Annotated in this window: 10 protein-coding genes and 3 pseudogenes; 5 read left to right on the top strand and 8 right to left on the bottom strand. The window is 69.2% G+C overall.

Annotation, left to right across the window (positions count from 1 at the left end):
- Positions 1-5 precede the first annotated feature (5 nt).
- The 3 genes and pseudogenes from AC5L36_RS14085 to AC5L36_RS14075 form a co-directional block, all read right to left on the bottom strand.
- Entirely contained in the window at positions 6-416 is a 411-nt protein-coding gene (locus tag AC5L36_RS14085; RefSeq protein WP_441224361.1) for a radical SAM protein, read from the bottom strand.
- Positions 417-717: 301 nt separating this feature from the next.
- Positions 718-1,140, bottom strand: a pseudogene (locus AC5L36_RS14080) (radical SAM protein); the annotation flags it as partial.
- 319 nt (positions 1,141-1,459) lie between these two features.
- Positions 1,460-4,351, bottom strand: coding sequence for an AfsR/SARP family transcriptional regulator (locus AC5L36_RS14075; protein WP_441224353.1), 2,892 nt, complete (start codon positions 4,349-4,351; stop codon positions 1,460-1,462).
- A gap of 310 nt (positions 4,352-4,661) precedes the next feature.
- Between AC5L36_RS14075 and AC5L36_RS14070 the strand changes: the two are divergent.
- The 3 genes and pseudogenes from AC5L36_RS14070 to AC5L36_RS14060 all read left to right on the top strand — a co-directional run.
- Positions 4,662-4,991: pseudogene (locus tag AC5L36_RS14070) on the top strand (hypothetical protein); the annotation flags it as partial.
- A 162-nt stretch (positions 4,992-5,153) separates the two neighbouring features.
- Positions 5,154-5,255 (top strand): annotated as a pseudogene (locus AC5L36_RS14065) (hypothetical protein); the annotation flags it as partial.
- Positions 5,256-5,305: 50 nt separating this feature from the next.
- The gene (locus tag AC5L36_RS14060) at positions 5,306-5,866 is read left to right on the top strand and encodes an RCC1 domain-containing protein (protein WP_441224352.1); all 561 of its coding nucleotides are present in this window, start codon (positions 5,306-5,308) and stop codon (positions 5,864-5,866) included.
- Between the two features lie 12 nt (positions 5,867-5,878).
- On the opposite strand, the gene AC5L36_RS14055 is transcribed toward AC5L36_RS14060, so the two are convergent.
- The 4 genes from AC5L36_RS14055 to AC5L36_RS14040 all read right to left on the bottom strand — a co-directional run bounded on the left by AC5L36_RS14055 (position 5,879) and on the right by AC5L36_RS14040 (position 12,598).
- The gene (locus AC5L36_RS14055; RefSeq protein ID WP_441224351.1) at positions 5,879-6,193 is read right to left on the bottom strand and encodes a hypothetical protein; all 315 of its coding nucleotides are present in this window, start codon (positions 6,191-6,193) and stop codon (positions 5,879-5,881) included.
- 13 nt (positions 6,194-6,206) lie between these two features.
- Positions 6,207-7,466 carry an amidase domain-containing protein gene (locus tag AC5L36_RS14050; protein WP_441224350.1) on the bottom strand — a complete coding sequence of 420 codons (1,260 nt, stop codon included), beginning with the start codon at positions 7,464-7,466 and terminating at the stop codon, positions 6,207-6,209.
- A 139-nt stretch (positions 7,467-7,605) separates the two neighbouring features.
- Positions 7,606-9,018 carry a glycoside hydrolase family 62 protein gene (locus AC5L36_RS14045; protein WP_441224349.1) on the bottom strand — a complete coding sequence of 471 codons (1,413 nt, stop codon included), beginning with the start codon at positions 9,016-9,018 and terminating at the stop codon, positions 7,606-7,608.
- A gap of 73 nt (positions 9,019-9,091) precedes the next feature.
- Positions 9,092-12,598 carry a ThuA domain-containing protein gene (locus tag AC5L36_RS14040; protein WP_441224348.1) on the bottom strand — a complete coding sequence of 1,169 codons (3,507 nt, stop codon included), beginning with the start codon at positions 12,596-12,598 and terminating at the stop codon, positions 9,092-9,094.
- A 753-nt stretch (positions 12,599-13,351) separates the two neighbouring features.
- Between AC5L36_RS14040 and AC5L36_RS14035 the strand changes: the two genes are divergently transcribed.
- Complete coding sequence (locus tag AC5L36_RS14035) at positions 13,352-14,650, top strand: ricin-type beta-trefoil lectin domain protein (RefSeq protein WP_441224347.1); 1,299 nt, start codon at positions 13,352-13,354, stop codon at positions 14,648-14,650.
- On the opposite strand, the gene AC5L36_RS14030 is transcribed toward AC5L36_RS14035, so the two are convergent.
- Positions 14,647-15,090 (bottom strand): hypothetical protein, encoded by a 444-nt coding sequence (locus AC5L36_RS14030; protein WP_441224346.1) that lies wholly within the window; start codon positions 15,088-15,090, stop codon positions 14,647-14,649. The two genes, AC5L36_RS14035 and AC5L36_RS14030, sit on opposite strands and share 4 nt — an antisense overlap.
- 130 nt (positions 15,091-15,220) lie before the next feature.
- Here AC5L36_RS14030 and AC5L36_RS14025 point away from each other — a divergent pair, with 130 nt between their 5' ends.
- Positions 15,221-15,598 carry a VOC family protein gene (locus tag AC5L36_RS14025; protein WP_441224345.1) on the top strand — a complete coding sequence of 126 codons (378 nt, stop codon included), beginning with the start codon at positions 15,221-15,223 and terminating at the stop codon, positions 15,596-15,598.
- Positions 15,599-15,661: the final 63 nt, after the last annotated feature.

The following is a 15,661-nucleotide window of genomic DNA, read 5'->3' as shown; positions in this document are numbered from 1 at the left end:
GCCACTCAGATCACCTCCTGGGCGCGAAGCCAACCGTCGACGTGTGCGAACATCGACTTGAACTCCTTGCAGTAGACGGTGCGCTGCCCGAACCCCTCGGCCACGCTGTACCGGGTGGACATCGGTCCGCCGGCGCAGATCTGGACGAAAGCGCAGTCGCGGCACGCGTCCGGCACCCGGCCCACGGTGTCCACACAGTTCTTGAAGAACTCGTCGTAGTAGAGGTCGTCGAAGGTGTTCCGGAAGATGTCCAGACCGAGATCGGTCATCCGGTCGGCGCACGCCTTGAAGTTGTCCGTCGGCTCGACACTGCCGTCCGTCTCGATGACGGCGACCCGCACCGGCGCCGAGCCGAACTGGTCGCTCTGTGGCCGCTGGCCGACCAGGCCCTGCACCACCGCGGTGAGCAGCCCCACCCGGACGCTCTCGTCGTCCTCGCTGATCCACGCGTCGAAGACCTCGTTGAGAAAGTCCGTACGGCGTGTCCGGCCCGCTGGGGACGTAGTCGGCGGGCGGGTGCGCGTAGTTCGACTCCGGCAGCAGGAAGCTCATCCGGTCGACGCCCAGCGAACGCAGATGCTGGTACATCTCCCGTCCGGAGGCGGACGGATCGATCACGCTCAGGGCGCTTACCCCCAGCCCGCGATCGCGCCAGGCCAGCGCGGTACGCAGCCCGCGCACCACCCGGTCGTAGCTGCCGCGGCCCGCGTGGTCGACCCTGGCCCGGTCGTGCACCTCGCGCGGACCGTCGATGCTCACCGCGACCTGGAACCGGTGGGCCGCGAGCAGCCGCGCCCACTCGTCGTCCAGCAGCACACCGTTCGTGGTGATCTTGTAGGTGACCCCTATACCGGCCCGGGGGATCTCCGCCAGCCGCTCCATGATCCCCTGGTAGGTCGACTTCGACACGAGCAGCGGCTCACCGCCGTGCAGATCGATCCGGATCTGCTTTATCTGATGCTCGTCGCAATGAGAGATGACCTTGGGGACAAGCGCGTCGATGACATCCAGTCCCATTTCCCGGGGCCGGCCGAGGAAAGAGGTATCCGCGCCGTGGTAGTAGTAGCAGTAGGTGCAGTCGAGATTGCACCATGACGCGATCTTGAGAATGTATTCGTCGATCCCGGTTCCAACGGCCATGCCGGCACGCGCCTTTCTTCGCTGATGTGCCGCCCCCGCACCCGACCGCGGCCCGAGGGCGACACAGCGTCTGCCTTGCTTCCTAGCCGCTGACTTCGACGGTGGAGCTGAACTTCCAGTCGCTGATCCGCGACTCGGCGTTGGCGCCCTCACGGATCACCCGCTTGATGACGGACATACTCACCTCCTCTCTGGTGACCGTCCGCCGGCGCGAGAGTCGACCCGCGGACGTCCGGCTATGCACCGAGGCTCGCAGGAGGCATTGGCGGCCAAATATGCCGCGATTGGTTGTCGACTGGTCGGGCCCGCCAACCAGGGGTCAGTCGGCTCCCCCCGCGCGCGTCGGCGCGGACCGCTCCAGCCGGTCGAGGCTCTCCCTGATCGTGTCGGCGTCGCAGTCGACGAACGTGGTGTGGCCGAGCTCGTCGAGCAGCGCCAGGGCCGCCCGCCAGGAGTCGCGGGCCGCGTCGGCGTCGCCGGTGGCCAGCTGGCTCCCGCCGAGCTTGGCCAGCGTGTCCGCCTCGTACTGGCGGGCGCCCACCTCCCGGTACCGGTCGAGCGCGTGCCCGTAACAGGCGACGGCCTCGGCGTACTCGCCCCGCTGGTGGCGGGCGTAGCCGAGGCTGTCCCAGGTGTCGGCCTCGCCCCGGCGGTTGCCGATCGCCTGGTTGAGGGCCAGCGCCTGTTCGCAGTGGGTCAGCGCGGCACCGGGGTCGCCGAGGGCGGTGAGGTAGTAGCCGATCATGTTGAGCGTGGCGGCCTGCCCGCGCTGGTCGCCGGCGCCGCGGTACAGCTCGAGGGCGCGCTCGGCCTGCCGCAGGGCCTTGGCGTGCTCGCCTTGACCGGCCCAGGTGAAGCTGGTGCCGAGCAGGGTGTGCGCCTGCCCGACCAGGTCGTCCAGCGCGGTGAACAGGTCGAGGGCCCGAGCGAAGTGGGCGTGTGCCGGTTCGTGCTTGCCCAGCCGGGCGTGTGCCCGGGCCAGGCCCCGGTGGGCCCTTGCCCGCACCGCCGGATCCGCGAGCCGTTCCCCGGCGGTGAGCGCGGTGCGCTGGATGGCGACCCAGTCGGCGAAATGCCCTCGCCGGTTGAGGAACTCTTCCAGAGCCGAGGCGAGCCGCCACGCGTAGCCGTCCCATCCGCGGCTGCCGGCCTGCTCGACCGTCCGCACGAGGGCGGAGTGCTCGATCGCGAGCCAGGCCAGCGCGGCCGCATGACCGGTCAGCGGCTCCGGTGTCACCCCGGGCTCGGGCGGGGCCAGCGGGAGCGGGGCCTGGTGGGGATCGAGCAGAGCGGCCGCCGCGTGCGCGGTGTGCAGGTAGTAGTCGAGCATCCGGCCCGCCGCCGCCTCCCGCCGCGGTTCGGGATCGAGATCGCCGGCAAGCTCAGCGGCGTACGCGCGCAGCAGATCGTGCATCCGGTACCGGCCGGGGGTGGGCTCGGTGATCAGGTGTGCGCGGGTGAGCTCGCCGAGCTGCGCGCGGGAGACGTCCGCGGACACCCCGGCGAGGCTGGCCGCCGCCGCGACCGTAACCTCCGCGCCCGGGAGCAGCCCGAGCAGCCGGAACAGCCCGGCGGTCCGGTCGCTGAGAGCCTCGTACGACAGGGAGAACGCCGCCCGCGCGTCGGTGACCGCGTCCTCGCCGGCCAGGGCGTCCAAGGTGCTCCGGCCCCCGCGAAGCTGGCCGACCAACTCGTCCAGCGCCAGCCCGGGATCGGTGGCGATGCGGGCGGCCACGATGGCCAAGGCGAGCGGCAGCCGCGCGCACGCATCGATGATCTCCCATACGGCATCCGGGTTGGCGCCGATCCGCGCGGCACCCGCCCGGTGGGCGAGCAGCTGCCGCGATTCACCGACCGACAGCAGGTCCAACGCGATCGACCGGGCCCCTTCGGCGGCGACCAGGCTGGAGAGGCGGTTTCTGCTGGTGACCACCACGAGGCTGCCGGCCGCGCCCGGCAGCAGCGGTCGCACCTGCTCGGCGTCCCGGGCGTCGTCCAGCACGATCAAGACCCGCTTGTCGGCCAGCACGCTGCGGTACAGACCGACGAGCGCCACCGGGTTGGCGGGCATCTGCTGCGCGGGCAGCCCGAACGCGTCCAGGAACCCCTGCATCACCTCGACCGGCTTGAGCGCGGCGTCCGGCGCGCCGAACCCGCGCAGGTTCGCGTACAGCTGGCCGTCGGGAAACCGGTCGCGGACCCGGTGTGCCCACCGCACCGCGAGCGTCGTCTTGCCGACCCCGGCGGTCCCCGAGATCACGCAGATGAACGCGGGAGCCGCGCCGGACGCCTCCGCGAGCAGCGCGTCGAGCTGCCGCAACTGCGCTTCCCGACCGGTGAACCCCGCCGTGTCGGCGGGCAGATGAGCCGGCGGCGGCCGTCGCTGGACCGCTCGCCATCCGGCCTCCTGCGGAGCATCGCCGTCCGGCGCCGCCACGATCGGCGAGGCCGCGGGCACCGCGGTGTCGTCGTGCAGCAGGGCGGCGTGGGCGGCGACAAGCTCCGGCCCGGGATCGATGCCGAGCTCGTCGACCAACCGGCCGCGCATCTCGTGGTACGCGGCGAAGGCGCGCGCCCGTCGCCCGGCGGCCCGGTAGGCGTCGATCAGCCTCGCCCAGGCGACCTCGTCGAACGGCTGGCTCGCGGCCGCCTCCTCCAGCGCGGGCAGCGCGTCGACCACGGCGCCGGACGCCAGCAGCGCGTCGCCGTACTGCGCCAACGCGGTCCGCCGCTGGTCGGCGAGGCTGGTGACCTTGGGGTGCGCGGCCAGCGCCGGTACGTCGGCCAGCGGCGAGCCGTGCCACAGCTGAAGCGCTTCGGTCAGCAGCGCCGACGCCTGCCGGAGGTCGCCGCCGCGTCGCGCCGCGTTCGCGTCCGCGAGCAGACCGCGAAACCGGGCCAGGTCGAGGTCTACATCGGACAGTTCGAGCGCGTAGCCATCCCCCACGGACGGCAGGACCGCGCTGCGCGTATACGACCGGCGCCCTGGCTCCAACGCGCGGCGCAGGTGTTTCACCCGGCTCTGGATCATGTTCGTCGCGCTCGGCGGCGGTCGCTCACCCCAGAGCGCCGCGACAAGGTCGGCCCGCGACACCGGCTCGCCGCAGGCAAGCGCCAGCAGCCCCAACACCGCCCGGTGGCCGGCCGGCCCGAGGTCGATGGGGTCCTCGCCGCGCCAGGCTCTGACCGGGCCGAGTATCTGCAAGCGCACGCGACCTCCCGACCACCCGCCCCGACCAGCCGCCCCTCCGACCAGTCGGCAACCATTTGTCAGCCAGTTCCGCAGGCTAGTCTCATCCTGCCATCGGGGCATAGACCCACCACAACGGCAGCTTCCGGATCCCGCACCCCAAAGGAACCGAAACGACATGAGCCGAAAAAGCCGCATAATCCTCGCCGCGTTGCTGACGGCGATGTTCGCACTGGTCGGCGTCGGCGCCTCGTCAGCGGCGCATGCCGACCCCTTCGTCCCGCATTGCAGCGAGTGCCGATAGGACCGACCTCCAGCGGTCCACAAGGGAATGTCGAGCGCTCGCGGGCGGGCCTCACCTACGGTGACCGTCATGAATGGGCGCCTCACCCGCCGTGGCCTCGTCGCCGCCGCCTTGGTGGCCGCACTCGTCACCTCGGTCGTCTCGGCACCGCCGGCGCACGCCGCCGTGCAGTGGAGCAGCGTGTCGGCCGGCAACAGTCACGCGTGTGCGATCCGCGTCGACCACACCCTGTGGTGCTGGGGAGAGGCGGCCTACGGCCAGCTCGGCCTGGGCCGCGACCAGATCCTGCCGCGCACCGTCCCGACCAGGGTCGGCACCCGTACGGACTGGTCGTTCGTGTACGCGGGCGGCCGGCACACGTGCGCCCTCACGATGGGTGGTGTGCGCTACTGCTGGGGTGAGTCCTTGGAAGGAGCGGTCGGGCTGCCCGACATCGCCGGCCCCGTCTACGTGCCGACCAGCCAGCCCGGTGAGCAGACCTGGTGGGTGCTGACGGCCGGCAGCGAGAACACGTGCGGGATGAACGCCGGCCGGCTGTACTGCTGGGGAGACAACCAGTACGGCACGGCCGGCATCGACTCGGAGGGCGACCCGATCAACAGCCCCGAGCAGGTCTACGGATCGGACACCAACTGGGCCACCGGCTGGTTCGCGATCGGTGACCGGCACGCTTGCGCCCTCAAGAGCGGCGGCCAGCGCTACTGCTGGGATTCAACGGCTGGGGGCAGCTGGGGATGGGCCACACCCTCGAACGGCGCAAGCCGGTCACCCGGACCAACGACGGCACCTGGACGGGCGTCGCGGCCGGCGCCGACCACACCTGCGGCATCCGGCCCGACGACGAGCTGCTCTGCTGGGGCGGCAATACCAGTGGTCAGCTCGGCCTCGGCGACCTCGAAACCCGCATGCTGCCCACGGTCGTCGGGACCGAGGGCGACTGGCAAACGGTGGAAATCGCCAACCGGAGCCGGCACACCTGCGCGTTGAAGAACGACGGCCGGCGCTACTGCTGGGGTCACAACGGCGACGGTCGGCTCGGCCTCGGCGACACCAACCGCCGGACCACCCCCGCACGGCTCAGCGGTGAGGGCAGCTGGCTGTCGCTCGCGGTCGGCGCCAACTTCACCTGCGGCCTCCGAACCGACCGCTCGCTGCACTGCTGGGGTTACAACTACCACGGCCAACTCGGTGTCGGCGACACCAACGACCGGACGGTCCCGACGGCCCTCTGAGGGGACGGGCGGTCAGCGGCCGGCCAAGCCGTGGAGGACGTCGTCGATGCGGTCGGCGGCCTCGACGTCCTCGGCGGTGATCTGGACAGCGGATGAGGTGAGGTTGAGACCGACGTTGGTGATGTAGTCGATCATCTGCTCCAGTTGGGCCCTCCACGCCTGGCCACAGGCGAGCAACTGGGCTGAGGACTGCCAGCCGGCGTGCCCGTTCGCCGCCGCTTCGCCGCTGGCGAAGAGGCTGCCGACCTTGGCTTTGGCCTCGGCCCCCAGGCTCTGTAGATCGGTGCCGGCACGGGCGACCGATGTCGGTTCGATGTCGAGCACCACGTCGCTCCCGTCCTTACCACGTCTGCCGGGGCCGCACGATGACCACGTCCTGCTCAGGACCGGTCACCTCGTACTGGGCCAGCCGGCTGTCCAGGCTCCTGTTCAGCTGCGAGTCCGTGTGCTGGGTGTAGAGGATGTCGCCATCCGGCGTGACCGCCGTGACCACCGCGGCGTGGTGTGCCCGGTCTTCGCCGGCGTTTTCGAAGTAGATGACGTCGCCGGGCCTGGCATCCGTCGTGGACACCTGTGATCCGCCGTTGTCCAGGAAGAAGTCCCGCTGCGCCTCGGACTGGGTCCAGGGCCTGCTGTGCGATCGGTCGTTGCTGTCGAGCCAATCCCAGCCGGTCTGGAGGCCCCGGCCCCACGAGTTGTCGCTCCATGTGCCCCAGGGGTCCATCTTCTGCTCCAGTCCGCCATTCAGCAGCGAGTGCGAGACGAAGTTGGCGCAGTTGTTGTCGAAGATGTCGATGCCGGCGTCGTCCCAGTGCTCCTGTGCCCAGCGGATCGTCTCCACCCGGTCGTAGCCATCCGAGCCGCGCAGGCCCGCTTTGACCTCGGCCGGGATGCCGTCGAGGTCGTGCAGGTCGACCGGCACGGCGCGCTCGTACTCCGCGCGTTGATCAGGAGTGAGCGCGGCCCACCACGCCGCCACCACCTGCGGGCTCTCTCCGATGGGCAGGCTCTCCCGGATCAGGTCGATCTGGTTCTGCGCGGCCGACTGTTGCACGCGCTGCGCCAGCGTCAGGGCCTCGTCCAGGCGCCCGCCGGCCACCGCCGCCGCGACGTCCGCCGCCGCCTGGGTCAACCTACCCAGCTCCGCCTTGACCTCTTCGTCGATCCGCGTCGCCGACTCGACGGCCTCGGCGATGATCTGGTTCGCCTGGCCAACCTCCGGCGGCACTTCCAGCCGGGTGAACTCCTGCGCGCTGACCCGACCGGAATCGCTGACGGTGAGCCCGTGCCGACGCGCGTAGTCGACGGCCGACAGCAGCGTCTGCTGTAGAGCCTCGACCGACTCGCCAAGTCCGTCGAGCGTCATCGCGACGCCCCGCAGCGTGATCGCGGCCGTCTCGAACCGTCTCGCCAGCCGCCGCAGGTTGGCGGCCGCGCGCGTGCCGACCTCGTCAGTCCAGTTTTCACCGACGGGCGCCGCGCCCCGCTCGTAGATATCGCCGGCCGACTCCTCCGCCAACTGCGCCAACGCGACCGCGTCGTCGGCCGCCGACTTCCACAGCTCAGGTCTCGCGTCACGGAGTTCCAGAAATGTAACCAAAACGCACACCCTGTCCAACACCCGCTCTTACCACCGCTACGTCCAGGTGGGGCGGCTGGTTCAGAGCAAGCCCTCCGGAACGCCGCTCACACGCGGGCGGGCTCGGCACAAGGCCGAGCCCGCCGCTGCGTGCCACCGGCTAGCGCCGCAAGGTGAGCAGGCCCGGTCGGTAAGGGAGGAGGCCGTAGTCGCCGCCGGAGTTGGGGGCGCGGCCTTGGTAGAGCAGTTGGAGGTTGCAAGGGTCGACGGTCATGGTCTGGTCGGCGTTGCTACGGATCAGCTCGCCGTGACTGATGTCGTTGGTCCACGTCGCGCCGCTGTTGGCCTTGCCCGCGAACGGGTTGCTCTCACTGGCCGCCTGCGGCGTCCACGTCCCACCCAAGCTGGTCGCCGTGAACGAGCGGAAGTAGCGACCCTGCGCGCCGATCGCCTCGACGATCATCAGGTACAGGTTCTGGTTTTGGAGCTTGTAGACCTGGACCGCCTCGAACAGGTTGTTCGTGCTGTCCGTCATGATCACCGTGGCCTGGTTGCCGAAGCTGCCCGGGAAGTTCCCGATCGGCATGCTGGCCCGGTAGATGCGGCCGTTGTCCCCGGCGAAGAACAAGTACATGTTGCTGCTGTCACCGATCAACGCCTGGTCGATTGGACCGGTGTCGGAGTTGGAGATGCTCGCCGTGGACAGCACCTGCTGCGACGACCAGCCATTCGGATTGGTCGGATCGCTGGACGTGCGGTAGGAGAACGCCGTACCACCCCACTGGTAGGCCAGCACCCAAATGTTTCTGGGAGCGAAGTAGAACAACGACGGCGCCACCGTGCCCGACGACATCGTGTTCTGGCTCGCCGAGGCCATCTGCGACCAGTCGGAGAAAAGACTGAAGTTCATCGAACCCCACGACGTACCAAAATCGTGCGTCGTCGCGTAGACAAGATGCCGCCCGTTGTACGGAGCATAGGTAAAGTCCTTCAACGACACCCACCCCGACTTCGGGTTCGCCAACGGACCCGTCGACGACCAGCTGTACCTCGACGGAAGTGGGCACGTGGGGGGCGGTGTCGTCGGGGGCGGCGACGTCGGCGGCGACGTCGTGGGCGTGGTGGTCGGGGGCGTGGTCGGCACGGTCGTCGGCGGCACGCCGCCACACGCCACGCCGTTTACGGCGAAACTCGTCGGTGCCGGGTTGCTGCTCGTCCAGGACCCGTTGAAGCCGAACGACACCGTGCCGTTGGTCGGTACCGAGCCGTTGTAACTCATGCTCCTGGCGGTCACGGCCGCGCCGCTCTGCGTCAACGACGTGTTCCACGCCTGGGTCACGGTCTGCCCGGCACCGAACGACCACGTCAACGTCCAACTGGTCAACGGGTCACCCAGGTTGGTGATCGACACGTTGGCGCCGAATCCGCCGGGCCACTGCGAGGACACGGCATAGTTTACCGAGCAGCCGGCGGCCGCGGCGCCAGCCGGCAAGGCCACGACAACAGCAGCCGACGCCAGCAAGGCGGCACCCGCCGACGCCAGGCCGAGCCTTGTCGCTCTGGATCCAGTCATGAATTACTCCTAATAGGATAGTGGCGACACCGCCGGGCGGCGCGGCACCGGCTGGTGCCGCGCCGCGCCTAGATCACGTGGCGGTGCAGCTGAGCGACGACACGGCGGACGCGCCGGTCCCCGTGCCGATGAAGCCGAACGCCGTGCCGGCACCCGCGCCGAGCGACCCGTTGTAGGAGACGTTTCGCGCGGTCACGCCGGTGCCGCTCGACGTGACGGTGGCGTTCCAGGACTGGCTGATGCTCTGGCCGTTGCCCAACGTCCAGGTCACCGTCCAGCCGCTGATCGGTTCGGAGCCGGCCGTGACCCGCATCTCGGCCTGGAAGCCACCGGACCATTGGCTCGTCACCGAGTACGCCGCCGTACACGACCGGCCACCTGGCGGCGGAGTCGTGGGTGGTGGCGTGGTCGGCGGAGGCGTTGTCGGGGGCGGGGTCGTGGGCGGCGGTGTTGTCGGCGGTGGCGTGGTGGGCGGAGGCGTCGTGGGCGGAGGCGTGCCGCCGCCGAAGGTGAACGCGTCCACGTCGAACAGGTAGCCCGATCCACCGGTGAACACGAGGAACAGGTTGGTGGTGCCGGCCGGCGGGTTGACCGTGCCGGTGACGTTGGTCCAGGTCTCCCAGCCGCCGGTGGGCGCGACGGTAGCGGTGCCGACCACCGGTCCGGTGGCTGAGCCGCTGCGCAGGGAGATGGTGCCACCCGAGCCGGCGGAGGCGACCCGCGCGGTGAACGACGTGGCGCCGCTCAAGTTGTACGGGGTGAACGAGATCCAGTCGCCGTTTTCGACGAAGCCGACCGCGTTGCCGCCGTTGGCCGACGGCTTGGCCACGATGGTGGTGCCCTGCTGGCCGCTGTAGTGCTCGGCCTGCCGGGTCCGTGGCTGCATGACCACCTGCGACGAGGTCACCGCCGTGGTCCAGCCGGCCGGGGTGTACTCGGCCATCAGCGCGCCGACGATGTTCGCGTTGGCGTCGTGTTCACCGTCCACGGTGGTCTGTATCGTGCCCGAGCACCCGGTGGTGCTGGTGATGTCATGACCGTGGCTGTCGTGCCCCAGGATGTACTTGACCTTCACACGGCTACAGTCGACCGTCGGCGTGTTCGGGTCGGTGACAGTGACCTCGAACGGGATGGCGTCACCAAAGTTGAACAGCCTCCCGTTCACCGGCAGGGTGAGGGCGACCGTCGGCCGGCCCACCCCGATCACCAGGCTCGCCGTCGAGCTGCGGCCGGTGCTGTCGGTGACCGTGAGCGTGGCGGTGAACTCGCCGTTGGCCGTGTACGTGAACGCCGGGTTGGCCGCGGTCGAGTCGGTGCTGCCGTTGGTGGTGAAGTCCCACGCGTAGGTGATCGGGTCGCCGTCCGGGTCGCTCGAACCCGCCGAGCTGAACTGCACGGTCAGCGGCGCGTTTCCGCTCGTCGGATTCGCCGACGCGGAGGCGGTCGGCGAGCGACCGCCACCGGAGTTGTACTCGATCCGGTACACCGCCGAGCTTGCGTCACCGCTGCCCCAGCCGGTGCCGTAGTCGAGCACGTACAACGCGCCGTCCGGCCCGAACTCCATGTCCATCACCTGGGTGCCGGTGTAGGCCGAGAACGCGTCGATCGCACCGACCCCGCCCGATGAGGTCACGGTCGCCGTCTTGATCCACCGCCGGCCGAACTCACCGAGGAAGACCTTGCCGTTCATCGACGCCGGGAACTTCACGTCCGACGCGAGCGTGGCGCTGTAGTTGTAGACCGGGCCCCCCATCGGCGACAGGCCTCCAGAGCCGAGCGCCGGCGGATTCTGCTCCCCGCCGTACGGCAGCCACGCCCTCTGCGAGGGTGGCAGCTGGGTGATGCCGGTGTTGTTGCGCGAGTTGTTCACCGGCCCGCCGGAGCAGTTGAACGCGGAGCCCGAAGGCCCGGACGGGAAGGTGTAGTCGATGTACGGCGTGTTGTAGTTCGAGCAGTACGGCCAGCCGTAGAAGCCGGGCTGCGTGATGCGCTCGAACGCGACATGGTTTGCCGGCCCGCGGGTGGGGCTGCTCGTGCCGGCGTCCGGTCCGTACTCGCCGAGATAGACGATGCCGGTCGCCTTGTCCACCGCCATCCGGAACGGGTTGCGGAACCCCATCGCGTAGATCTCGGGCTTGGTGTTCGCCGTACCCTGCGCGAACATGTTGCCCGCCGGGATCGTGTACCCGCCGCCCGTGCTCGGCCGGATCCGCAGCACCTTGCCGCGCAGGTCGTTGCTGCTGCCCGCCGAGCGCTGCGCGTCGTAAGCCGGGTTGCGGTCGGCCCGCTCGTCGATCGGCGTGTAACCGCTGGAGTCGAACGGGTTGGTGTCGTCCCCTGTGGACAGGTAGAGGTTGCCGGCCGCGTCGAAGTCGATGTCACCGCCGACGTGACAGCACATGCCGCGACTTGTCGGCACATCGAGGACCGTCACCTCGGACGCCGCGTTCAGCGTGAAGTCCGCGTTGACGGTGAAGCGGGACAGCCGGTTCACCCCGTTGAACGGCGCGAACTGGGCAGCCGAACCCGTGGCGGGCGCGTCACCGTTCGGCGTGGACAACCTGGGCGAGTAGTACACGTACACCCACCGGTTCGACGCGAAGTTGGGATCGGCCTTGATGCTCTGAAGCCCCTCCTCGTCGTGCGTGTACACCGGGATGGTCAGCGCCACCTTCGTGTTGCCGGCCGGATCGGTGTAGCGGACCGTGCCATCCCGCGAGGTGTGCAGCACGCCCCGGTTGGGCAGGACCGTCAGGCCCATCGGCTCGCCGACCTCGGCGACGCCCTTGGCCAGCGTCACCTGGCGGTAGCCGGCCTGCGGCGGCTGGCCGGTCGAGCAGTTGCCGGTCCCCTGCGCCGCGTACCGGATACCACCCAACAGATGCCTGCGGAAGTTCGCGTCGCTGAAGCTCTCGATGGTGTGGCCCATGCCGGTGTACCACGAGCGGCCGCCGTCGTAACCACGGCACCACGCGATCGGATGATCCCCACCCATCGAGCCACCGGAATAGGTGCTCTCGTCCAATGTGGCCAGCACGTGGGTCTGCGAACGCGGGTTGGTCCGGAAGTTGTACCACTCGTCGAATCGCTGCCACGCGGTCGGCAGACCGGTCGTCGACGGATGGGCCGTGTCCTCGATCCGCACGGTGGCGTTCTGGTTGGCCGGGTGGCTGGCGAAGTAGGCGCCGACGAGGTTGCCGTACCACGGCCAGTCGTACTCGGTGTCGGACGCCGCGTGGATACCCGCGTATCCCCCGCCGCCCCGGATGAAGCCCTCGAACGCCGCCTGCTGACTGGCGTTCAGCACGTCCGCGGTGGTGGAGAGCCAGACGACCGCCTGGAAACGCGCCAAGTTCGCCGCGGTGAACTGCGCCGCGTCCTCCGTGGTCTCCACGGTGAAGTTGTTTTGGGTGCCCAGCTGCTGGATCGCGGCGATGCCCGCCGGGATCGAGTCGTGCCGGAAGCCGGCCGTCTTACTGAAGACCAGGACACTGAAGTCCGCCGCCGCCCGAGCCGGGACGGCGGTGAAGCCGACCGCCGCCATGATCAAGGCAAGGCAGAAGGCCAATCTTCGAAACATTGGTCTTGAGGTATGCGGCATCATAGGCCTTTCTCTGATGTGGACGGTGGTGGGTGACGTCTCGTGGCACGCGCCGCCCGGCCTCCGGCCGCACGCGAGGCCCGCCGAGGCTCACACCGCCGTGATGGTCCACTTGTTGTCGGTGCTGGCGTTGGGAGTCCACATGCCCGCGGCGGAGCCGGCGGTGTGTATCGTCGTCCCGCCACCTCCGCCAGCTGGAGCGTGAAATGCTGTCGTCGGTCAGCCAGTAGGGGACCTGGATGTCGGCCGGGCCGCCACGCTCGAAGTCGAAGACCGAGCCGGCTGGAGGGCCCAGCGGTGGCGAACGCGACCCCACCCCTCCGAAGACCGGTAGCGGCGGCGCCGGGGATCCCGGCCATCGTGACAAGCCCGCGTCGCGTGAACGTGAACATAGACGACGAGGACATCGTCGGGGATTCCTCTCGCGTGGGTGCCCAGCAGCGCACGAGCGCCAGGCATCACACGTTAGATCACCGTTCGAACGGAGTCAACATCTTCGATGTTCGCTATGAGCAGGGCATCCTCCATCGCGAGGACGGCGCTCTTCTAGCTGAGCGTGATAAGTCATCTGATGTATCAACCGGCCGCCACATCGACCGGGATCCATGGTTGACATCATACATCATACGACTTATGTTTCAGCCACTCGCGCATCGTCGGGGTAGGCAAGGAGACATACCTGTGCTACGTCGAGCAATCTCGGCCCCATGGCTCGGGGCGATCATGGCGGCCATGCTCACGGTCGCCGTCGGGGCGTATGTCCTCACGACCGTCACATCAGCGGCGGCGGCCACGACCGCCGGCTGTGGCAAGGCCCCGGGGCTGAACAGCGGCACCCACACCATCCAGAGCAGCGGCAAAAGCCGCAGCTTCATCCTGCGGCTGCCCGACAGCTACAACAACGCCTATCCACACCGGCTGGCCTTCGGCTTTCACTGGTTGGGCGGCACGGCGGACCAGGTCGCTTCGGGTGGGACCGACGGAGCCGCCTGGGCGTACTACGGCATGCTCTCGCAGTCGAACAACACCACGATCTTCGTCGCCCCGCAGGGGATCGGCAACGGCTGGGCCAACTCCAACGGCGAGGACGTCACCTTCACCGACGACATGATCCGCATGATCGACAACGCCCTGTGCGTCGACACGACGCAGCGGTTCTCGGTGGGGTTCAGCTACGGCGGCGCGATGAGCTACTCGCTGGCCTGTTCCCGGCCGACCGTCTTCCGCGCGGTCGCGGCGATCGCGGCGCCCGGGGCGATCAGCGGATGCAGCGGCGGCACCCAGCCGGTGGCGTACATGGGGATCCACGGCATCAACGACAACATCCAGAGTGGACGCTCGCTACGCGACAGGTTTCTCAGGAACAACGGCTGTGCCGCGCAGAACGCCCCCGAGCCCGCGGCGGGCAGCCGCACCCACATAATCACCACCTACTCGTGCCAGGCTGGGTACCCGGTCGTCTGGGCCCCGTTCGACGGCGGCCACCAGCAAGGTCCGGTGGATGGTTGCGCTGGCTGTGAGAGCGGGGCGCGGAGCTGGGTCAAGCCCGAGGTGTGGCGGTTCTTCACCCAGTTCGGACCCACTCCGCCGACCTCTCCCCCGCCGTCGAGCCCTCCGCCGTCGAGCCCACCGCCCGGCCAGCAGAACGTGATGGTCGCCGGTGGCCAGTCGGGCCGCTGCCTCGACATCCCCAACTCCAGCACCAGCAACGGCACCCGGGTGCAGCTGTGGGACTGTCACGGCAGCACCAACCAGCGCTGGACGCACACCGCCAACCGCACATTGACCGTCTACGGCAACAAATGCCTGGACGCCAGCGGGGCGGGCGGCGGCAACGGCACCGCTGTGATCATCTGGGACTGCCACGGCGGCACCAACCAGCAGTGGAACCTGAACTCCAACGGGACCATCACCGCCGTCCAATCAGGACTCTGCCTGGACGCCGTCGGTGCCGGCACGAACAACGGCACGCAACTGCACCTGTGGACCTGTCACGGCGGCGCCAACCAGCAGTGGAGCACCCGCGGCTAGCCGGCGGGCGCTTCCCGTGCGGGTGAGCCGCGCAGAAGGCGGTACGCGAGGTACAGCGTGGCGAGGCTCAGCAAGACGTTCGCCACTCCACTGAAGATCAGCACGGCGGTGGGCACGTCCGGGCTGGGTATCCCGAACGCCTCGCCGCTGCCGCCGATGATGATCAGCAACGACACGAGGACGATCACGATCGTGCCCACGGTGCCGATCCGGCCGAAGCTGGCGGCGGCGAGTGTCGCCGCCGCCAGCACGATCGTCAGGACCACGGGCGCACCGATGGCGGTGCCTCGCAGCCACATCTCCGCGGTCACGTTGTCCGGATCGCCCGCTCCGCCGAATTGCGCCGGCCAGCGCAACGCCACGCAGATCGCCGTGGTGACGACGTGAAACGCGACCACTGCGACGTTGAGCTGGATGAAGCGGCTTCTCACCTGGTCCATCGCCAATCTCCCTCGGTCGTCGGCATCAACCTACGCCGCGCCGCATGTCGCGGGTGAACAGCGTGGACGGCGGCGTTCCTGGTGTAGACAGGTAGGAGGTCGCCGAATCCGGGGAAGGGACAGATCTGCCATGCCCGTACAGCTCAACCACACCATCGTCGAGGCTCAGGACCGCGACGCCACGGCAGAGTTCCTGGTCGAGATCCTGGGGCTGGAGCCGGCTGGGACGTTCGGGCCGTTTCGCGTCGTCGAGCTCGGCAACGGAGTCTCCCTCGACGTCGCCCAGGCCGGCGGGCCGGTGCACTCCCAGCACTACGCGTTTCTGGTCAGCGAGGACGAGTTCGACCAGATCTGGACCCGCATCAAGGATCGCGGGCTCGCCTTCTGGGCCGACCCGTTCCACCGCCAGCCCGGGCGGATCAACACCAACGACGGCGGCCGTGGTCTCTACTGGACCGACCCGAACGGCCACAACCTCGAGATCATCACCCGCCCATACGGGGGATAAGTTTCAATATCTTGCCGCCGGGGAACAAGCGCCTCTCGGCCGACATCGACGCCGGTCGGTCCT

It is taken from the genome of Phytohabitans sp. LZ39, from assembly GCF_059359075.1.
This window is presented reverse-complemented; position numbering and strand designations above follow the sequence as displayed.

Coding starts and splice junctions, on each gene's coding strand:
- AC5L36_RS14045 (WP_441224349.1), bottom strand. CDS start 9,018: ATGACTGGATCCAGAGCGACAAGGCTCGGCCTGGCGTCGGCGGGTGCC.
- AC5L36_RS14040 (WP_441224348.1), bottom strand. CDS start 12,598: ATGTTTCGAAGATTGGCCTTCTGCCTTGCCTTGATCATGGCGGCGGTC.
- AC5L36_RS14035 (WP_441224347.1), top strand. CDS start 13,352: ATGCTCACGGTCGCCGTCGGGGCGTATGTCCTCACGACCGTCACATCA.
- AC5L36_RS14030 (WP_441224346.1), bottom strand. CDS start 15,090: ATGGACCAGGTGAGAAGCCGCTTCATCCAGCTCAACGTCGCAGTGGTC.
- AC5L36_RS14025 (WP_441224345.1), top strand. CDS start 15,221: ATGCCCGTACAGCTCAACCACACCATCGTCGAGGCTCAGGACCGCGAC.